Genomic DNA, 18,305 nt, shown 5'->3' on the forward strand with positions numbered 1-18,305 from the left:
CTCGCGGCGGGTCCGCGTTCGCCGCGGGTCAGCGCCGGCAGGCGCCCACGCGGCGCGCCTCGGCCGCGAAATCGAACGGCAGACCGCTCGCCACCCCCTGCGTCTCGATCTGCGCCAGGCGCGGGTTCTCGAAGCGGATACGGGTGCGCCCGAAGCCGTTGCCCTGACAGGAATAATGGACCGTCACCGCCGCCACGCCGTCCTCGACCACATAGCTGCGGCACATCTGCTGAGCATGACGGATCTGGATCAGTTGACGTCCGGTACCGATGCAGCGCCGCTGCGCGGCCGGACGCTCGCCCCGCTCGCGCACTTCCCATTCCCCGCTCTCGAAGCGATCCAGCATGGCCAGTGGCGGGCGCTCCGCCAGCAGCACCGCGCCGTGGGCAGCAAGGCCGCCGGCAAGCACCGGCGTCAGGACACGGGGAAGGATGCGCCACAGGCGCTGCGGCTTGCGCATGATCTTGCTCGTCAGGTCAGCACCGGCCCCCTCGACCGGCAAGCGACTTTATAGCACGCAGTTCCCGAAGTTGAATTCCCCAGAACGAGGGAGTTCTACGAATCGAATTCGATCGCGAAAGCACGCGAGCAGAATGCGCAGTCGACAACGATCTCGCCCTGCTCGTTCTTCATCTCTGCGCGATCTTCCGGCGCGAAGCGGGAAAGGATGTCGCGGTAGTGCTCGGCCGTGCAGCGGCAACCGCGCACGATGGCCGCGCCCTTTTCCACCCGCACCTCAGGCTCTTCGTGGAACAGCCGCCAGAGCAGGCTTTCAAGGCCCAATTCGGGATCGACCAGTTCGCCTGCAGAGACGGCCCCGCCCATGATCGACACGTGCTGCCATTCGGGATGGTCGAGCCGGGCGTGCAGGCGCTCACGCCCTTCCTCGCCCTCGGGCAGGTGCTGGATCAGCAATCCCCCCGCCACGGTGCTGTCACCCTCGCGGTGCGTTGCCACGCGGATCAGTGTCGGCACCTGCTCCGATTGCCAGAAATAGCTCTGGCACGCATCGCTCAGGCTCTCGCCATCGAGCGGGACGATCCCCTGATAACGCTGCCCGGTGGTAGCGAGATCGAACGTGATCGCCAGGTAGCCATCCCCGAACAGCGCATAGAGACCAGGGTTGGGCCCCAGTTCGTCCAGCCGCGCGCGGTCATGGCGGACATAGCCGCGCAATTCGCCGCCGCGATAATCGCAGACCAGCAGGTCAACCACGCCGTCCTGCGTCTGCGCCTGCATAGTCAGCTGGCCGTCTTCGTCCTTCAGCAGCGAGCCGAGCAACGCGGTCAGCACCAGTGCTTCGGCGAGCAGCTTGCGGATCGGCGCAGGATAGGCGTGGGCCGACAGGATCTGATCCAGCGCCGGCCCGAGCCGCACCACCCGCCCCCGCGCATCGCGGTGCGGCACGGTGAACTGGAGGATGCGGTCGAAACCGGTGTCGCCGCCGGGAAGCTCGGTCGAGGTCATGCTTTGGCTCAGATCTGCCCGAAGACCCAGCGCAGCACGGCCTTCTGCGCGTGAATGCGGTTTTCCGCCTCGTCCCACACCACCGAGCGCGGGCCGTCGATCACCGCGTCGGTGACTTCCTCGTTGCGGTGGGCGGGCAGGCAATGGAGGAACAGCGCATCGGCTTTCGCCTTGGCCATCAATGCTTCGTTGACCTGGTATGGCGCCATCGCCGCAAGCTTCGCTTCGGCATGGGCCTGGCCCATCGATATCCACGTGTCCGTCACCACCACGTCCGCCCCGGCCACCGCCTCGGCCGCGTCGCGGTGCAGGCTGATGCCCGCGCCGCCCGCTTCCGCCAGCGCGATGAACCCGGCATCGGATTCGTAGCCTTCGGGCACACCGATGCGGACGTTGAACTTCATCAGCCCCGCTGCTTCTACGATCGAATTGAGCACGTTGTTGCCGTCGCCGAGCCACGCCACTTCAAGCCCGGGCAGCGCCTTGCCATGCTCGAGCACGGTCATCAGGTCCGCCATGATCTGGCAGGGGTGCGACAGGTCGGTCAGCCCGTTGATCACCGGCACGTCAGCGTAGTGCGCCAGTTCCTCGACCTTGGCGTGGTCGTCGGTGCGCAGCATGATCGCGTCGGCCATGCGGCTCAGCACGCGCGCGGTATCGGCGATCGTCTCGCCGCGGCCGAGCTGCGTCGTCCCTGCATCGAGCACGACCGCGCTGCCGCCAAGTTGGCGCATGGCGATGTCGAACGACACACGGGTACGCGTCGAGTTCTTCTCGAACACCATTGCGAGGACGTGGCCCGCCAAGGGCGCGTCCGCATCGGCGCGCCCTTTTGGCTGGCCGACCCGCGCGCGCTTGCGGTCGATCGCATCGCCCAGCATCGCCGCGACGGCATCGCCGCCGGCATCGGCCAGGTTGAGGAAGTGCCGGATGGTCTTGCCGCTCATGTCGCAGGGGCCTCGGGGTCGTAGCTCGCGGCCGCGGCCGAAAGCTTGTCCATGAACTCGTCGATGTGGCTGTCGTCGATCACCAGCGGCGGCAGGACGCGGAACGTCATGTCGCCCGCGGCCACGGCCAGCAACTGGTGGTTGTCGCGCAGGTGGGCGACGAAGGGACGCGGCTCCGCCTTCATCTTGACGCCGAGCATCAACCCGCGCCCGCGTACCAGCTCGAACAGGTCGGGGTAGTTGCCGATGAACTGCTCCAGCCGTCCGCGCAGGCGTTCGCCCTTGGCGCTCACTTCGGCAAGGAATTCGGGATTGGCAACCACGTCGAGCACGGCCTCGCCCGCCGCCATCGCCAGCGGGTTGCCGCCATAGGTGCTGCCGTGGGTGCCGATCACCATGCCGCGCGCGGCCTTCTCCGTCGCGAGGCACGCGCCCATCGGGAAGCCACCGCCAATGCCCTTGGCGGTCGCCATGATGTCCGGCTCGATGCCGTACTGTTCATAGGCATAGAGCGTGCCGGTGCGCGCGACGCCGCACTGCACTTCGTCGAAGATCAGCATCAGGTCATGCTCGTCGCACAGCGCGCGCAGGCCCTTGAGGAATTCGTCCGAAGCGTCGCGGATGCCGCCTTCGCCCTGGATAGGCTCGACCAGGAAGCCCGCCGTGTTCGGCCCGATTGCCGCCCGCGCACCTTCGAGATCGTCGAAATCCACGTACTTGAAGCCCTGCAGCAGGGGCAGGAAGCCCTTGTGCATCTTCTCCTGGTTGGAGGCGCTGATCGTTGCCATCGTCCGGCCGTGGAAGGCGTTCTTGAACGTGATCAGCTCGTACTTGTCGTCGTTGCCCACATGGCTGTGATAGGCGCGCGCAGCCTTGATCGCGCATTCCACCGCCTCGGCGCCCGAATTGGTGAAGAACACCGTGTCCGCGAAAGTCAGATCGACCAGCCGCTGCGCCAGATGCTCGCCCTGCGGGCTGCCATAGAGATTCGACACGTGCATCAGCGTAGCCGCCTGCCGCTGGATCGCGCCGATCAGGTGATCGTTGGAATGACCAAGCAGGTTCACCGCAATGCCACTCGCGAAATCGAGGTAGCGCGTACCGTCCTCGGAAATCAGGTGGCAATGGTCGCCTCGCACAGGACGCACCCCGCACCGGGGGTAGACGGGCATCAGCGGGGTGATCGACATCGGCATCTCCTGTGCATTCACAAAGCGGCCCGCAGCGCGGGTCCGGGTCGGGGATGGGGGAATCGCAAACGACAAATGGCGGCCCCGTAAGGGCCGCCATCTGCACGTTTTTAGTCTGTTGCAGGCCCCCGGTCAAACCGACCGGAGGACAATGCGATCGGGATCAACCCTGGACCGGCACCAGGTTGACCGCCGAGTGCTTGCCTCGTCGATCAACTTCAAGGTCGAATTCCAGCTTGTCGCCTTCGTTCAGCTCGCGCAGGCCCGAACGCTCGACAGCACTGATGTGCACGAACGCGTCCGGCTGGCCGTCATCACGCGTGATGAAGCCGAAGCCCTTCATCGCATTGAAGAACTTGACGGTGCCCGTGGCCTTCTCGCCGGTCAGCTGGCGCTGCGGAGCTGCGGGCTTGGCCGCAACCTCGATCACGTCGCCGACAACCTGAAGGTCTGCGGCAGAAACCTTGCCGCCGCGATCGACGAGGTTGAATTCCAGCTGCTGACCTTCGGCCAGGCCTTCAAGGCCGGCACGCTCGACCGCGCTGATGTGGACGAACACGTCCTCGCCACCGTCTTCACGCTGGATGAAGCCGAAGCCCTTCTGCGAATTGAAGAACTTGACGACGCCCTTGCCGGTGCCGACAACCTGGGCAGGCATACCGCCGCCACCGCCGCCGCCGCGCGGGCCGCCGAAGCCGCCACCACCGCCGCCGCGCGGGCCGCCGAAGCCGCCGCCACCGCCGCCGCCGAAGCCGCCACGATCACCGCCGCCGAAACCGCCGCGATCACCACCGCCGAAGCCGCCACGGCCACCGCCGCCGCCACCGAAACCACCACGATCGTAACCGCCGCCGAAGCCGCCGCCACCACCGCCACCGCCGTAGGGATCGAAACCTTCGTCGCCGAAACCGTCGCGCTTGTCGCGTCCGCGACCCCGCCGCCCTCTGTCAAAACCCATAAAAACCAATAAACCTTCGTTCCGCCCTGATTTCCCCGGCACCGCTGGCCGGACGCGGATGCCGGCGGCGCGACAAGGAATCCAGCCGGTTTTTTAGGGCCGGCCCTCTCCATTGCGGGCGTGACTATAACGAACAAAACGAGCAAGCGCGAACGGAATCAGCGTTTCGGGCCGATTCTTTCGCGAAACACTTTGACATTGGCCGCAAGCCTGTCTCGCCTTGCCCTATCCCCCCGGTTTCGGCACAAGTCAGCCGCATGGAACTGCTTGCGCTTATTTATGACCCGGCCGCATGGGCCGCCTTCGTCACGCTCGTCCTGCTGGAGATCGTGCTCGGCATCGACAACCTCGTTTTCATCGCGATCCTGTCGAACAAGCTGCCCGCACATCAGCAGCAGAAAGCACGGCGCATCGGGCTTTTGCTCGCGCTTGGCCTCCGTCTCGGCCTGCTCACGCTGATCGGCTGGATCGTCACGTTGCAGGCCCCGTTGATCGATCTGGGCATCTCCGGCCAACCCGGCGCGCACGGCGAGCCCACATTTGAAACCGCGTTTTCCGGACGCGACCTGATCCTGATCGCCGGCGGCCTGTTCCTGCTGTGGAAGGCCACCAAGGAAATCCACCACGCCATCGATCCGGAGCCGAGTGGCGAGCTGCTCGATCACAAGGGCCACGATGCCGCCGGCACCGGGCCCAGCGCGGGCAAGGTCGTCGCCGCCGCATTCGGCGCCACCATCGCGCAGATCATCGCGCTCGACCTCGTGTTCTCGATCGATTCGATTCTCACCGCCGTGGGCATGACCGACGAGATCCCGATCATGATCGCGGCCGTCGTCACCACCGTCTCGCTGATGATGATCGCCGCCGATCCGCTGGCGAAGTTCATCGAGAAGAATCCCAGCCTCGTCATGCTGGCGCTCTCGTTCCTCGTGATGATCGGCCTTGTTCTCCTGGCAGACGGTTTCGGGCTGCACATTCCCAAGGGATACATCTATGCGGCAATGGGCTTCTCGGTGTTCGTCGAGTTGCTCAACATCGTCGGCCGCAACCGGCGCGAGAGGCGCCGCGCCGCCGGCCACGCATAAGGACACGCCATGTTCCGCAAGATCGACGACAAGACTTACGCCAGCCCCCAGATCACCGTTGCCGACGTGGCGGAAGCCAAGGCGCTGGGCGTGGGCCTGATCGTCAACAATCGCCCCGAAGGCGAATCCGACGACCAGACCTCGGGCGCCGAGATCGAAGCCGCCGCGCTCGCCGCCGGTATCGCCTATGTGGCGATCCCGGTCAGCCACGCCGGGTTCTCGCTGCCGCAAGTGGAAGCGCTGGAGCGCGCGCTGGCCTCCGCCGGCGATGCGCCGGTGCTCGCCTATTGCCGTTCCGGAACGCGCTCCACCCTGCTCTGGGCGCTGACCCAGGCCAAGCTCGGCATGGCGCCCGACGAGATCGCGGCCAGGGCTGCCGGCGCCGGCTATGACATCGGCCCGATTCGCGCCCAGGTGGATATGCTCGCCGCCAACGGCTGAGCATAAGCCGCCGGGGGGAGGCTCGCAGATGCTGACGATAACCGAGGCGCTGGCTGCACTCGCGGCGAAGCCCGGCTTCGCGATGGCGGTGCAGGCCGTGCTGTCGCTCGGCGCGATCCTTGCCGTCTATGCCATCACCCGCGCCATGGGCCTTGGCGGGGACGTGCCCATCCGCGACGAAGCCCACGCCCGCGCTCTGGCCGAGGAAGCGTTCTGCGGCTTCGACGCGGCCGACGTCGCGCTCGACCGGGCGCGGATCGGCGCGCTGCTACGCGGGGCGGACGGCCGCGTCCTGCTGCTGCGCCGCCACGGCAGCCACTTCGCCGCGCGCCTGCTCACCTCGCACGCCGGCATCCGGCTCGACCGCCAGTTCCTCACCGTCGCCCCCGGGGAAAAACGCTTCGGGGCGGTCACGCTCGATCTCGGCCCGGCCGCGCAAGCCTGGGCCGCCAGCCTGCGCCGGATCGGAACCCGGCCATGAAGCCGCTCGCCGCGCCCATCGACGTGGTCGTCTATGCGATCCCGTTCTTCATCCTGCTGATCGTGCTGGAAATGCTCTGGGCCGCGCGGCGCAGGCCCGAGGCCTATGAACCGGCGGACACGCTCACCAGTCTCGCGCTCGGCCTTGGCAGCACCATTGCCGGGGCGCTCACCGCAGGCCTGGTCTATGCCGGCGCGTTATGGCTGTGGGATCACCGCGTCGCCACGCTGCCGTGGACGTGGTGGGCATGGATCGCCTGCTTCCTGCTCGATGATTTCAACTATTACTGGGCGCACCGCACCGGCCACCGCGTGCGCTGGTTCTGGGCGAGCCACGTCAACCACCACTCCAGCCAGCACTACAACCTGTCGACCGCGCTGCGCCAGACGTGGACCGGCTTCGTCGCGCTGTCGTTCATATTCCGCATCTGGCCGGCCCTGATCGGCTTCCCGCCGGCCATGATCGTCACGGTGGGCGCGGTGAACCTCGTCTATCAGTTCTGGATCCACACCGAGGCGGTGGGGCGCTTTCCCCGCTGGTTCGAGGCGGTGTTCAACACGCCGTCGCACCACCGCGTCCACCACGCCACCAACCCGCTTTATCTCGACCGCAACTACGCAGGGGTGCTGATCGTGTGGGACCGCCTGTTCGGCAGCTTCCAGCCCGAACTCGGCGAGGATGCGCCCGGCGTCGGCCGCATCCGCTATGGCATCGTGCGGCAGCTGGGCAGCTTCCACCTGCTCCATGCGGCGTTCCACGAATGGGCCGCGATGCTGGGGGACTTCGGCGCAGCGCCCTTCCGGCACAAGCTGTCCTACCTCGTCCGCGCGCCCGGCTGGAGCCACGACGCCAGCCGCGAAACCTCGGACCAGATCAGGGCGCGCTGGCAGGCGCGGCAGGACGAACAGGCGTAAGGCCGCGGAGCCTCAGGCCGAAGGCATCTGCTGGCTGGAACAGTGGAAGCCGCCGCCGCCGGCCAGCACCGCATCGGCCATCAGCCCGATCGTCGCGCGATCCGGGAACAGTTCGGCAATCGCGGCCACGCCGTCATCGTCGTGCGCGGTACCGAACACCGGCACGATCACCACGTCGGTGGCGATAACGAAGTTCATGTAGCTTGCCGGCTGGATCATGCCGCCCCACTCGACCAGCCCCGGCGACGGCACTTCGACCACCTCCACGCCAGCCCCGCGCGCGCGCGCGGCCGCATCGGCATAGATGGCGGCATTCGGGTCGTTCGGCCCGGTCGCGCGCGGCACGGCAAGGCGATTGGGTCCGATGAAGCGGGCCAGGTTGTCCACGTGGCCATCGGTGTGATCGTTGACCAGCCCGTCACCCAGCCACAGCACCCGGTCATAGCCCAGATCGCGCGCAAGGTTCCGTTCAAGATCGCTTCGGGTCAGCTTCGGGTTGCGGTTGGGATTGAGCAGGCACTGCTCGGTCGTGGCGACCAGCCCAGTCCCGTCGCCGTCCAGCGCGCCGCCTTCCAGAATCCAGTCGCAGCGGTCAGCCGCCAGCCCGGCATCGCCCGCCAGCGTGGCGCCGATCTCCTGATCGCCCGGCATCAGGTACTTGCCGCCCCAGCCGTTGAAGCCGAACAGCCGCGCGCGCCGTGCCCCATCGCTTCCGCGCACCACCAGCGGACCGGTATCGCGCACCCAGACGTCGCCATAGACCCGCCGCTCCAGCGTGACCGCAGCGGAGACCAGCGAGGCGGCGCGCATTTCGTTGGCAGCGTCGCGCACCAGCAAGCGCACCTGCTGGCCGCTGTCCGCAACCGCGTTGGCGAAGGCGGCGATCTGTTCCTGCGCGGGATCGATCACCCCCGACCATTCGTCGGCAATGTGGGGGAAACCGATCCACAGCCAGTCCTGAGGATGCCATTCGGGAGGCATCCGCATCGCCGTCTCCACCATCTTCGCGCGTCCTTACTTCTTGGCCGCCTCCGCGAGGCTCTTGTCGCGGATCGCCCGGAATTCGTCGTTCGGGTGCCAGTTCGGCCAGCTCTTGCCGTCCGCCAGCGCCCTTCCGAGCCGGTAATAGAGTTGGACCTCCTGCGCCATGCCCGTCATGTCCCAGCTGTCCGAATATTCGTCGCTCGGCTGGTGATAGCGGTGCTCGGTATAATCTTCCGCCGCCGCTTCGCCGGCCGCCTTGCCGCCCTTGACCAGATCGCTGCCGCGCCCGACCGCGAACATCGGCACGCCCAGCTTGGCGAAGCTGAAGTGATCGGAGCGATAGTAGTAGCCGCGCTCGGGATGGTCCTCGGGCGATTCGGCCAGCCCCATCTGCTTTTCCACGCCGCGCAGGATCGCGGTGAGTTCGGACTTGTCGCCGCCCGTCACCTGCACGTCGCGGGTCGGGCCGGTCGGGGCCAGCGCGTCCATGTTCACGCCGCCCACCGTCTTCGCCAGCGGATAGATCGGGTTGGCGGCATAATATTCCGAACCGAGCGTGCCCGATTCCTCCAGCGTCACCGCCAGGAACACCTGGCTGCGCGCGGCGGGACCGGCCTGCTTGTTCATCTTCGCGATGGCCGCCAGCGCGGCGATGCCCGTCGCGTTGTCCACCGCGCCGTTGCAGATGTCGTCGCCGGTCGCATCCGCATTGCAGCGGCCAAGGTGGTCCCAGTGGCCGCTGTAGAGCACGACTTCATCAGGCCGCGTCTTGCCGGGCAGCAGTCCCACGACGTTGTGCGACATCGACTTGCGGATCGCGTTGTCGAACGAAAGGCTGGCCGTCAGGCCCAGCGGCACCGCCTTGAAGCCTTTCTGCTTGGCGGCGGCTGTCAGCGTGGCCAGATCCTGGCCCGCGGCCTTGAAGATCGCTTCGGCCACCGGCTTCTGCATCCAGGCGTTGGCCTCGGTCTGGTCCATGCCGTCGTTCGCGGACTGGACAAAGTATTGCGCGCCGGTCCAGCTCGATTCCACCACGTTCCAGCCATAGGCGGCGGGGAACGTGTCATGGATCACGATCGCTGCCTTCGCCCCCTGCCGGGCCGCTTCCTCGAACTTGTAGGTCCAGCGGCCGTAATAGGTCATGCGGCGGCCCTTGAACGGCCCGTCCTCGCTCTGCATCTCGTAGTCGGGATCGTTGACGAGGATGACCGCCGTCTTCCCCTTCATGTCCAGACCGGCATAGTCGTTCCAGCCGAGTTCCGGCGCGTTGATGCCATAGCCGACGAAGACCAGCTCGCTGTCCTTCACATCGGTGCGGGGCGCTGCGCGGTAGCTGCCCGCGACGAAGTCCTTGCCGATCGCGAAGGACAGCGGCGCGCCCGTCGGTCCCTTGACCACGAGGGGACTGACATTGCTGGCGGTGATTTCCACCGTCGGCACGTCCTGCAACCACGATCCCTTGTTGCCCGGCTGCAATCCAGCGGCCTTGAAGCGGGCCACGATCTCATCGAGCGTCTTCTGCTCGGCCGGCGTGCTGGGCGCGCGGCCTTCGAATTCGTCGGAAGCCAGCGTCTTGATCATCTGGCGCATCATCGGCACGTCGACCGCCGGAATTTTCGGCGCAGCGGCCCTGGGCGAAGCCGCAAAAGTTGCGTCGGAAACCAGAGAGAGCAGAACCGCACCGCCCAAAAGCGCGGCGCGAGCGGCGCGCCCAAAACGATAAGCCATTGATTATCCTTTACGATACTGGCGCTCCAGGCAGGCCGGGGCGAAGATGGCGCGAACTTGGCAGAGCCTCCGAACCAGCGCAAGCGCGCCCCGGGCTTGATCCGCCCCACGCGACAAGGCATCGCAGCATCGGGATCAGGCAAAGAGGGATGGTGCAATGACCGACTGGCAGGGAGCCATTGCCCGCGCGCGCGCGCATTCGCCGTTCCTCGTCCGCGCACTCGATCGGCAGCCTGATCTGGAAGCCCTGCTTGCCGCCGGCCGCATCGACGAGGCGCTGGCCCACGCCCACGCCGCAGGCGAAGGCATCGAGGACGTGGGCATCGCGCTGCGCCGCGAACGCCTCGCACTCGCGCTCGCGCTCGCCATCGGCGACCTTGCCGGCGCGCTACCGCTCGATGCGGTCGTCAGCGCGCTTTCCACCTTCGCGGACCGAGCACTCGACCGGGCCATCCCCGCCGCGATCCGCCGCCGCGTGCCCGATGCGGAAAGTCGGGGCTTTTCCGCCATCGCGCTGGGCAAGCATGGCGCGGGCGAGCTGAACTACTCGTCCGACATCGACCCCATCCTGCTCTACGATCCGGAAACCCTTCCCCGGCGCGAGCGCGACGATCCGGGCGAAGCCGCGCAGCGCGTGGCGCGCGCGGTGGTCGAGCTGCTCTCGCAGGTGACGGGCGAGGGCTATGTCTTCCGCGTCGACCTGCGGCTGCGCCCCGCCTCAGAAGTCAGCCCGCTCGCCATCCCGTTCGAAGCCGCGATCATCCACTACGAATCGAGCGCGCTGGCGTGGGAGCGCGCCGCCTACATCCGCGCCCGCGCCGCAGCGGGCGACATTCCGGCGGGGCAGGCCTTTCTCGATACGATCCGCCCGTTCGTGTGGCGGCGCAGCCTCGATTTCGGCGCCATCGACGAGATCGGCCGGCTGACCACGCGCATCCGGGATCATTATATCGGCGGCCAGACGCTCGGCCCCGGCTATGACCTGAAGCGCGGGCGGGGCGGCATCCGCGAAGTCGAGTTCTTTGCCCAGACGCACCAGTTGATCCATGGCGGCCGCAATCCGGCGCTGCGCCTGCGCGGCACGCGCGCCAGCCTCGATGCGCTCGCCCATGCCGGGATCATCGCGGCAGACGATGCGCGCGTCCTGGGCGAAAGCTACGACCGGCTACGCACCATCGAACACCGCCTGCAGATGGTGGCGGACCAGCAGACCCACTCGCTGCCCGGCGACGCCGCCGCGCTCGATTCCGTGGCCCGGCTGGACGGACTGCCCGATGGCGCGGCGCTCGTCGCCGAACTGGCCGGCATCACCGAACAGGTCGGCAGCCGCTTCGACACGCTGATCGCCACGTACGCTCCCACCGGCGCGGTCGCCGTGGGCGAAAAGCCGCTGGTGCGCGAACTGGCCGATTGCGGCTTTTCCGATTGCGAGGCGCTCGCCGAACGGATCGAGGGCTGGGAAAACGGCCAGTTCCGCGCACTGCGCAGCGACGAGGCACGCGGCGCCTTCGCCCGCCTGCGCCCGCAATTGCTGCGCGCGCTGTCCGAGGCACCCGATCCGGACCGTGCGCTGCTACGCTGGGAACAGCTGATCGGGGGGCTATCCTCCGCGATCAACGTGTTCCGCCTGTTGGAAGCGCGGCCCGGCCTGCTGGCCGTGGTCATGCGCGTGCTGGCCCATGCGCCCACGCTGGCGGACGAACTCGCCCGCCGCGCCGATCTGCTCGACACCCTGATCGACCGCTCGGCCTTCGACCTCCCCGGCAGCGCCGCCGAAATCGCCGCGATGCTTTCGGAGAACGAGGCGGGCGACGATTACCAGCGCCTGCTCGACGCGGTGCGGCGCAAGGTGGGGGAACTTCGCTTCGCGCTTGGCGTGCAACTGGTCGAAGGTGGCCGCGATCCGCTGGAAATCGCCGCAGCCCTGTCACGCGTGGCCGAAGCCGCGATCCTCGTGCTGGGGCAAGCCGCCTGCAACGAGTTTGCCCTGACACACGGCACGGTGCCCGGCAGCCGGCTGGTCGTGCTCGGCCTTGGCCGGCTGGGCGGAGCCTCGCTCACCCACGCCTCGGACCTTGATCTCGTGTTCCTGTTCAGCGGCGATCACATGGCGGAATCCGATGGCCGCAGGCCGCTCGGCGGCACGCTCTACTACAACCGGCTGGCGCAGCGGGTGATCGCCGCGCTCTCCGTGCCGACCGCCGCCGGCGCGCTTTACGAAGTCGATACGCGGCTGCGCCCCTCGGGCGCGCAAGGCCCGATCGCCGTCAGCCTGGACAGCTTCGAGCGCTACCAGCGCGAGGAAGCCTGGACCTGGGAACACATGGCGCTGTGCCGCGCCCGCCCGCTGTTCGGCACGGACGAGGACCGCGCCGCGCTGTCCGCCATTGTCGACGCTGTGCTCAAGACCCCGCGCGATCCGGCCAAGCTGCGCGAGGACGTGCTGTCGATGCGTGCCGAAATGGCGAAGCACAAGCCGGCCAAGGGTCCGCTCGACGTCAAGCTGCTGCGCGGCGGGCTCGTGGATATCGAGTTCATGGTCCACTATCTGCAGCTGCGCGAACATGCGGCGCTGGAGCCGGGCCTCGGCGATGCGGTCTCCGCCCTCGGCACCGCCGGCCTCCTGCCCCCGGGCCTGCGCGAGGCGCACGACCTGATGGCCCGCCTGCTCGTCGTCGTTCGTCTCGTTGCGCCGGACGGCCTGTTCCCCCCCGAAGCCAGCCGCGGCATCGTCGCGGCGGCCTGCGGCCTTGCCCATTGGGGAGAGTTGCTTGACGCGGTCACGGCCATGCGGCAGCGCGTCGCCGCCGCGTGGGCCGCGGTGTTCGGCGAAACCCTGGAGACTGAAGCATGAGCGACCGCATCGGCGTTGGCGACACCCTTCCCGACATCGCACTGACCACGCCCGAAGGCGGCACGGTCAAGCCTTCGGACTTCGCGGGCCGCAAGCTCGTGCTGTTTTTCTATCCCAAGGACGACACCCCGGGCTGCACCACCGAGAACAAGGATTTCACCGCGCTGGCCGGTGAATTCGAAGCCGCCGGCACCGCTCTTCTGGGCGTAAGCAAGGACACGCCGGCGAAGCACACGAAGTTCATCGCGAAGCACGGTCTCACCGCCCCGCTCGCCTCCGATGCCGAGGAAAACGGCCTGTCGGACGTGCTCGGCATCTGGACCGAGAAGCAGAACTACGGCCGCACCTACATGGGCATGGTCCGCACCACCTACCTCGTCGGCACCGACGGCAAGATCGCGCGCGTGTGGGACAAGGTGAAGGTCAAGGGCCACGCCGAGGATGTGCTGGCCGCCGCCAAGGCGCTCTGAGCCGCATGATCTCGTTTGCCGCCGCGATCCGCGCGGCCATGCTGACCGCCGATCCAGCCGGGAAGGCAATGGCCACCCGGGCCGTCGCGCGCGACTGGCACGCGGGCCGGCTCGCCTTCGCGTTCGACGTTGCCATGCCCGATGTGCCCGCTCGCCCGGCCGAGCCGGTGCTGCTTCCGCCCAACGCCATGCCCAAGCGCGGACGCGGGGGATCGGAACGCGGTCGGATCGCGCTGCTCCATGCGCTCTGCCACATCGAGTTCGTCGCCATCGACCTCGCGCTCGATGCCGCAGGGCGTTTCGGGGCGGAGCGCGGCCCCGGCTTCGTCGGCGACTGGCTGTCGGTCGCGGCGGACGAGGCGATGCATTTCGCGCTTCTCGCCCGCCGGCTCAGGACGCTGGGCAGCCACTATGGCGCGATGCCGGCGCACGACGGACTGTGGGATGCGGCGCGTGAGACCGCGCACGATGTCGCCGCCCGTCTCGCGGTGGTGCCGATGGTGCTCGAAGCGCGGGGACTGGACGTGACCCCGGTGACGATCGAGCGCTTCCTTGCAGCGGGCGACGAACGGAGCGCACGGATCCTCCAACGAATCCTTGACGACGAAATCCGCCATGTGCGGTTCGGCACAAATCATTTCGCCAAAGTCTGCGATGAACGGGGAGAATCGCCGCCCGCCTTGTGGAAAAGCTTGGTCGAGCGCCACTTTCGGGGGGCTGTTAAGCCACCGTTCAACGACTCGGCGCGCCGTTCAGCCGGTCTGTCGTGCGAAATGATGGCAGGGGTTGCCTAGTCGCATCCCGCACCTCTACCCCTCAATCACGAGATGGGCGGGGGGTTCCGACCGTTCTCAAAATTTTCCGGACGAGCCGTGCAAGCGGTCCGATCCGGTACGCACTGGGGGTCAGCGCGTCTCCATCGCGGTTCAACCGCGAGGATCGAAAATGAAAAGGTCGTTTGGGTCGTAATGTCGCAAAACAACAAAACCCTTCGGAACGCTTTCGGCGCCCTTGCCGCCCTCGCTTCCCTCTTTTCGGTGCCGGCTTTCGCCAACAGCGCCGCTTCCGCCGATATCGCCACCCCGCTGCGCGCTGCCGAAGCCGCCAAGTCGGGCGTCCAGGCTGACACCGGCGACCAGGAATTCCGCCGCCTCTTCTCCAGCTGGCAGTCGCTCGACGGCGGGATCTCCCCCGCTGCACAGTCGCGCCGCTCGGGCGTCGTCTCGATCCCCTCGCTGATGCCGATCAATTCGGGCCGCGCGCTGAGCAGCGGCTTCGGAATGCGCGTCCACCCGGTCCTCGGCGGGCTGCGCGCCCACAAGGGCATCGATCTTCCCGCCACCACCGGCACCCCGATCTACGCGACCGCCGACGGCGTCGTGGGCAAGGCGGACTGGTTCGGCGGCTATGGCCTCTATGTTCAGCTCGAACATGGTGCCAGCCTTGAAACCCGCTACGGCCACATGTCGCGCATCGCCGTCGCCGAAGGCCAGCACGTCCGCAAGGGCGACGTGATCGGCTACGTCGGCTCGACCGGCCGCTCCACCGGCGCGCACCTGCACTATGAAGTGCGCGTGGCCGGCGAAGCCGTGAACCCGCTTCCCTACATGCAGGGCGGTAACCGCCTGCTCGCAGTTAACGACCAGGCCGAAGGACGCGGCGGACCCGAAGAATAAGCCGTCCCGGTCTCATTGCGTGCATCTTGGAGAGGATGCGGGAAAAGGCGGCGGTAACGTCGCCTTTTTCTTGTTGAGGCCCACAGTGGTGAAGATGCCCCGGTCGCTACGGAAATCGTGCTTGTGCGTTGCAAAAAGCAACGAATCCCGTTGCACCTTTTAATCACGCGGTTAAACTCTCCCGCAAGCGGCCGATGCGCCGTCCAGCGAGAGAGGATTTCATGCACTATCACCCGAGCTTCCACGCCCGGAACCACCCGGAAAAGCCCGCGATCATCATGTCGGGCGGCCAGGTCGTCACATATGGCGAGCTCGATGCCACCAGCAACCGCTTCGCCCAGTTGATGCGCGCGCGCGGGCTGCAGATCGGCGACACGGTCGCGCTCTGCCTTGAGAACCGTGCCGAATACTTCCCGCTTGTATGGGGCGCGCATCGCGCCGGCCTGATCTTCGTCGCCATTTCCAGCCGCCTCACGCCGCCGGAAATTGCCTATATCTCGCAGGACAGCGGCGCGAAGCTGCTGGTCAGCTCCAGCTACCTCGCCAAGACGCTCGACGAAGTCGCAGCGCTGGCGCCCGAAGTGGCGCAGCTGCGCCTTGGCGGGCTGGGTGAACACGATCTCGAAGCCGCGCTCGCCGCGATGCCCGCAACCCCGGTGGCCGACGAACGCGCCGGCGGCGACATGCTCTATTCGTCGGGCACCACCGGCAAGCCCAAAGGCGTGCGCGTGCCGATGCCCGAGGAACCCGCGATCGGCGCACCCAATGCGCTGATGATGCTCGCGGCCGAAGCGTTCGGCTTCACCCCGGATTCGGTCTACCTCTCGCCTGCCCCCCTTTATCACGCCGCACCGCTGCGCTGGTCGATGGCGGTCCACCGCCTTGGCGGTACCGTGGTGGTGATGGACAAGTTCGATCCCGAGCACGCGCTCCAGCTGATCGAGAAGTACAAGATCACCGACAGCCAGTGGGTGCCCACGCACTTCATCCGGATGCTCAAGCTGCCCGAAGAGGTCCGCACGAAGTACGATACTTCGTCGCTCAAGTGCGCGATCCACGCTGCTGCCCCCTGCCCCGTTCCGGTCAAGCATGCCATGATCGAATGGTGGGGGCCGATCCTCAAGGAATACTACGCCGGCACCGAAGGCAACGGCTTCACCTTCATCTCGAGCGAGGAATGGCTCCAGCGCCCCGGCTCGGTCGGCCGCGCGCTGACCGGCACTGTCCACATCTGCGACGAGCACGGTGATGACGTGCCCGTGGGCGAAGAAGGCCAGGTCTTCTTCGAGGGCGGCAGCGCGTTCGAGTATCACAACGACCCGGCGAAGACGCGCGAAGCGGCCAACAAGCACGGCTGGACCAGCTTGGGCGACGTGGGCCGGCTCGACGACGAGGGTTACCTCTTCCTCACCGACCGCAAGAGCTTCATGATCATCTCGGGGGGTGTGAACATCTACCCGCAGGAGATCGAGAGCCTGCTCGTCACCCACCCGAAGGTGGCCGACGTGGCGGTGATCGGCGCTCCCGATCCGGACATGGGCGAGCGCGTCGTCGCGGTGGTCCAGCCGGCCAACATGGCCGATGCCGGGCCGGCGCTCGCCGCTGAACTCACGGAATGGCTTGCGCCCCGCCTGTCGCGTGTGAAGATGCCGCGCACGATCGACTTCCGCGAGGAGCTCCCGCGCGAACCCACCGGCAAGCTGTTCAAGCGCCTCCTGCGCGATGAATACAAGGCCGCCGCCACCACTGTAGGAGCCTGATCGCCATGACAACCGCGCAAGCACCGGTGGCATCGCCCGACGACGCCATCGCCGTGATCGACCCGAAAGCCTACGCCGAATGGGATTCTGTGCTGGACCGGTTTGACCGCATCCGCGCCGAAACACCGGTGCTGCGCGTCGAATCCGCCGACGACTTCCACGAACCGTTCTGGCTGCTCACCAGCTATGATGACGTCATGCGCGTCAGCAAGGACAACCAGACCTTCCTCAACGCGCCGCGCAGTACGGTGTTCACCAGCAAGCAGGGCGAAGCCTTCGCACGCTCGATCACCGGCGGCAGCCCGAACCTGGTCAGCTCGCTCGTCTCGCTCGACGCGCCCAGCCATCCCAAGCTGCGCCGGCTGACGCAGGAATGGTTCATGCCCAAGAACCTGCGCAAGATCGAGGACGAGGTGCGCAAGCTGGCCCGGCACACGGTCGACCGGCTGGTCGCGGCGGGTCCGGAAGCCGATTTCGTACCGCTCGTTTCCGCACCCTACCCGCTCCACGTCGTCATGCAGATCCTCGGCGTGCCCGAGGAGGACGAGCCGCGGATGTTGTTCCTGACCCAGCAGATGTTCGGCGGGCAGGACGAGGATCTCAACAAGTCAGGCATGGCCGACCTCACGCCCGAGCAGATCACCCAGATCGTGATGGGCGCGGTCAACGATTTCGAGGCCTATTTCGCCAGGCTGGCCGATGACCGCCGCCAGAATCCGACCGACGACGTGGCCTCGGTGCTCGCCAACGCCAAGATCGACGGCGAACCGCTGAGCGCCCGCGATCTGGCCGGTTACTACATCATCGTTGCCAGCGCCGGGCACGATACCACGTCTGCTTCCACCGCCGGCGCGATGCTGGCGCTGGCGAAAGATCCCGAGCAGTTCGCCCGGGTCAAGGCGGACCGCAGCCTGCTACCCGGCATCGTCGAGGAAGCGATCCGCTGGACCACCCCGGTCCAGCATTTCATGCGCACCACCACCGCCGACGTCGAGCTTTCCGGCGTGAAGATTCCTGCCGGTGACTGGCTGATGCTCAACTACGTCGCGGCCAACCACGATCCCGCGCAGTTCGCGGATCCGCGCAAGTTCGATGCCGCGCGCGATGCCAACCGGCACCTTGCGTTCGGCGCCGGCGCGCACCAGTGCCTCGGCCTGCATCTGGCCCGACTGGAAATGCGCCTGCTGTTCGAAGCCCTGCTCGACCGGATCGACAGCCTCGAACTGGCCGGCGAACCCAAGCGCGCGAAGAGCACGTTTGTCGGCGGCCTCAAGACCTTGCCGATCCGCTTCACTGCTAAGTGAGCAGGCGCAGCGGCGCCCTTCCTTCCCGCACCGGGGAGGAAGGGCG

Annotated in this window: 17 protein-coding genes; 10 read left to right on the plus strand and 7 right to left on the minus strand. The window is 67.2% G+C overall.

Going from position 1 to position 18,305, the window contains the following annotated elements; genetic code table 11:
• Nucleotides 1-28 precede the first annotated feature (28 nt).
• From OLX02_RS10355 to OLX02_RS20170, 5 genes are all read right to left on the minus strand, one after another.
• Complete coding sequence (locus OLX02_RS10355; RefSeq protein WP_264422562.1) at nt 29-460, minus strand: DUF3617 domain-containing protein; 432 nt, start codon at nt 458-460, stop codon at nt 29-31.
• Nucleotides 461-555: 95 nt separating this feature from the next.
• Nucleotides 556-1,467, minus strand: a complete 912-nt coding sequence (locus OLX02_RS10360; RefSeq protein ID WP_264422564.1) for an Hsp33 family molecular chaperone HslO — start codon at nt 1,465-1,467, stop codon at nt 556-558.
• An 8-nt stretch (nt 1,468-1,475) separates the two neighbouring features.
• A complete protein-coding gene (gene argF / locus OLX02_RS10365) occupies nt 1,476-2,414 on the minus strand; it encodes an ornithine carbamoyltransferase (protein WP_264422565.1) in 939 nt (312 codons plus the stop codon).
• Complete coding sequence (locus OLX02_RS10370) at nt 2,411-3,604, minus strand: aspartate aminotransferase family protein (RefSeq protein WP_264422567.1); 1,194 nt, start codon at nt 3,602-3,604, stop codon at nt 2,411-2,413. The genes argF and OLX02_RS10370 overlap by 4 nt, the downstream gene beginning before the upstream one ends.
• Before the next feature lie 163 nt (nt 3,605-3,767).
• The gene (locus OLX02_RS20170) at nt 3,768-4,562 is read right to left on the minus strand and encodes a cold-shock protein (protein WP_319641240.1); all 795 of its coding nucleotides are present in this window, start codon (nt 4,560-4,562) and stop codon (nt 3,768-3,770) included.
• A 257-nt stretch (nt 4,563-4,819) separates the two neighbouring features.
• On the opposite strand from OLX02_RS20170, the gene OLX02_RS10385 reads away from it, so the two are divergent.
• From OLX02_RS10385 to OLX02_RS10400, 4 genes are read left to right on the plus strand one after another with little or no spacing between them, the layout of a single operon-like run.
• Nucleotides 4,820-5,647 (plus strand): TerC family protein, encoded by an 828-nt coding sequence (locus tag OLX02_RS10385; protein WP_264422569.1) that lies wholly within the window; start codon nt 4,820-4,822, stop codon nt 5,645-5,647.
• Between the two features lie 9 nt (nt 5,648-5,656).
• A complete protein-coding gene (locus tag OLX02_RS10390; protein WP_264422571.1) occupies nt 5,657-6,088 on the plus strand; it encodes a TIGR01244 family sulfur transferase in 432 nt (143 codons plus the stop codon).
• A gap of 28 nt (nt 6,089-6,116) precedes the next feature.
• Complete coding sequence (locus tag OLX02_RS10395) at nt 6,117-6,569, plus strand: hypothetical protein (RefSeq protein WP_264422573.1); 453 nt, start codon at nt 6,117-6,119, stop codon at nt 6,567-6,569.
• Nucleotides 6,566-7,483 carry a sterol desaturase family protein gene (locus OLX02_RS10400; protein WP_264422574.1) on the plus strand — a complete coding sequence of 306 codons (918 nt, stop codon included), beginning with the start codon at nt 6,566-6,568 and terminating at the stop codon, nt 7,481-7,483. Before OLX02_RS10395 ends, OLX02_RS10400 begins: the two co-directional genes overlap by 4 nt.
• A gap of 12 nt (nt 7,484-7,495) precedes the next feature.
• On the opposite strand, the gene OLX02_RS10405 is transcribed toward OLX02_RS10400, so the two are convergent.
• Together OLX02_RS10405 and OLX02_RS10410 are read right to left on the minus strand one after the other, a co-directional pair.
• Nucleotides 7,496-8,464, minus strand: a complete 969-nt coding sequence (locus tag OLX02_RS10405; protein ID WP_413630185.1) for an agmatine deiminase family protein — start codon at nt 8,462-8,464, stop codon at nt 7,496-7,498.
• Nucleotides 8,465-8,497: 33 nt separating this feature from the next.
• Complete coding sequence (locus OLX02_RS10410) at nt 8,498-10,195, minus strand: M28 family metallopeptidase (protein WP_264422577.1); 1,698 nt, start codon at nt 10,193-10,195, stop codon at nt 8,498-8,500.
• 157 nt (nt 10,196-10,352) lie between these two features.
• On the opposite strand from OLX02_RS10410, the gene OLX02_RS10415 reads away from it, so the two are divergent.
• The 6 genes from OLX02_RS10415 (at nt 10,353) to OLX02_RS10440 (ending at nt 18,259) form a co-directional block, all read left to right on the plus strand.
• Entirely contained in the window at nt 10,353-13,049 is a 2,697-nt protein-coding gene (locus OLX02_RS10415; protein ID WP_264422579.1) for a bifunctional [glutamine synthetase] adenylyltransferase/[glutamine synthetase]-adenylyl-L-tyrosine phosphorylase, read from the plus strand.
• Entirely contained in the window at nt 13,046-13,519 is a 474-nt protein-coding gene (locus OLX02_RS10420) for a peroxiredoxin (protein ID WP_264422581.1), read from the plus strand. The genes OLX02_RS10415 and OLX02_RS10420 overlap by 4 nt, the downstream gene beginning before the upstream one ends.
• Nucleotides 13,520-13,524: 5 nt before the next feature.
• Nucleotides 13,525-14,313: a ferritin-like domain-containing protein gene (locus OLX02_RS10425; RefSeq protein WP_264422583.1), complete on the plus strand. Its 789-nt coding sequence runs from the start codon at nt 13,525-13,527 to the stop codon at nt 14,311-14,313.
• 174 nt (nt 14,314-14,487) lie between these two features.
• On the plus strand, nt 14,488-15,195 hold the full coding sequence (locus tag OLX02_RS10430; RefSeq protein ID WP_264422585.1) for a M23 family metallopeptidase: 708 nt from the start codon (nt 14,488-14,490) through the stop codon (nt 15,193-15,195).
• Between the two features lie 221 nt (nt 15,196-15,416).
• Nucleotides 15,417-16,955 (plus strand): acyl-CoA synthetase, encoded by a 1,539-nt coding sequence (locus tag OLX02_RS10435; protein ID WP_264422587.1) that lies wholly within the window; start codon nt 15,417-15,419, stop codon nt 16,953-16,955.
• 5 nt (nt 16,956-16,960) lie between these two features.
• Entirely contained in the window at nt 16,961-18,259 is a 1,299-nt protein-coding gene (locus OLX02_RS10440; RefSeq protein WP_264422589.1) for a cytochrome P450, read from the plus strand.
• Nucleotides 18,260-18,305: the final 46 nt, after the last annotated feature.

It is taken from the genome of Novosphingobium sp. KCTC 2891 (genome assembly GCF_025938155.1).
In the GTDB taxonomy this organism is placed as follows: Bacteria; Pseudomonadota; Alphaproteobacteria; order Sphingomonadales; family Sphingomonadaceae; genus Novosphingobium.

Excerpts from the sequence above, each read along its gene's own strand:
- OLX02_RS10355 (WP_264422562.1), bottom strand. The coding sequence starts at position 460 with ATGCGCAAGCCGCAGCGCCTGTGGCGCATCCTTCCCCGTGTCCTGACG.
- OLX02_RS10360 (WP_264422564.1), bottom strand. The coding sequence starts at position 1,467 with ATGACCTCGACCGAGCTTCCCGGCGGCGACACCGGTTTCGACCGCATC.
- argF (WP_264422565.1), bottom strand. The coding sequence starts at position 2,414 with ATGAGCGGCAAGACCATCCGGCACTTCCTCAACCTGGCCGATGCCGGC.
- OLX02_RS10370 (WP_264422567.1), bottom strand. The coding sequence starts at position 3,604 with ATGTCGATCACCCCGCTGATGCCCGTCTACCCCCGGTGCGGGGTGCGT.
- OLX02_RS20170 (WP_319641240.1), bottom strand. The coding sequence starts at position 4,562 with ATGGGTTTTGACAGAGGGCGGCGGGGTCGCGGACGCGACAAGCGCGAC.
- OLX02_RS10385 (WP_264422569.1), top strand. The coding sequence starts at position 4,820 with ATGGAACTGCTTGCGCTTATTTATGACCCGGCCGCATGGGCCGCCTTC.
- OLX02_RS10390 (WP_264422571.1), top strand. The coding sequence starts at position 5,657 with ATGTTCCGCAAGATCGACGACAAGACTTACGCCAGCCCCCAGATCACC.
- OLX02_RS10395 (WP_264422573.1), top strand. The coding sequence starts at position 6,117 with ATGCTGACGATAACCGAGGCGCTGGCTGCACTCGCGGCGAAGCCCGGC.
- OLX02_RS10400 (WP_264422574.1), top strand. The coding sequence starts at position 6,566 with ATGAAGCCGCTCGCCGCGCCCATCGACGTGGTCGTCTATGCGATCCCG.
- OLX02_RS10405 (WP_413630185.1), bottom strand. The coding sequence starts at position 8,464 with ATGCCTCCCGAATGGCATCCTCAGGACTGGCTGTGGATCGGTTTCCCC.
- OLX02_RS10410 (WP_264422577.1), bottom strand. The coding sequence starts at position 10,195 with ATGGCTTATCGTTTTGGGCGCGCCGCTCGCGCCGCGCTTTTGGGCGGT.
- OLX02_RS10415 (WP_264422579.1), top strand. The coding sequence starts at position 10,353 with ATGACCGACTGGCAGGGAGCCATTGCCCGCGCGCGCGCGCATTCGCCG.
- OLX02_RS10420 (WP_264422581.1), top strand. The coding sequence starts at position 13,046 with ATGAGCGACCGCATCGGCGTTGGCGACACCCTTCCCGACATCGCACTG.
- OLX02_RS10425 (WP_264422583.1), top strand. The coding sequence starts at position 13,525 with ATGATCTCGTTTGCCGCCGCGATCCGCGCGGCCATGCTGACCGCCGAT.
- OLX02_RS10430 (WP_264422585.1), top strand. The coding sequence starts at position 14,488 with ATGTCGCAAAACAACAAAACCCTTCGGAACGCTTTCGGCGCCCTTGCC.
- OLX02_RS10435 (WP_264422587.1), top strand. The coding sequence starts at position 15,417 with ATGCACTATCACCCGAGCTTCCACGCCCGGAACCACCCGGAAAAGCCC.
- OLX02_RS10440 (WP_264422589.1), top strand. The coding sequence starts at position 16,961 with ATGACAACCGCGCAAGCACCGGTGGCATCGCCCGACGACGCCATCGCC.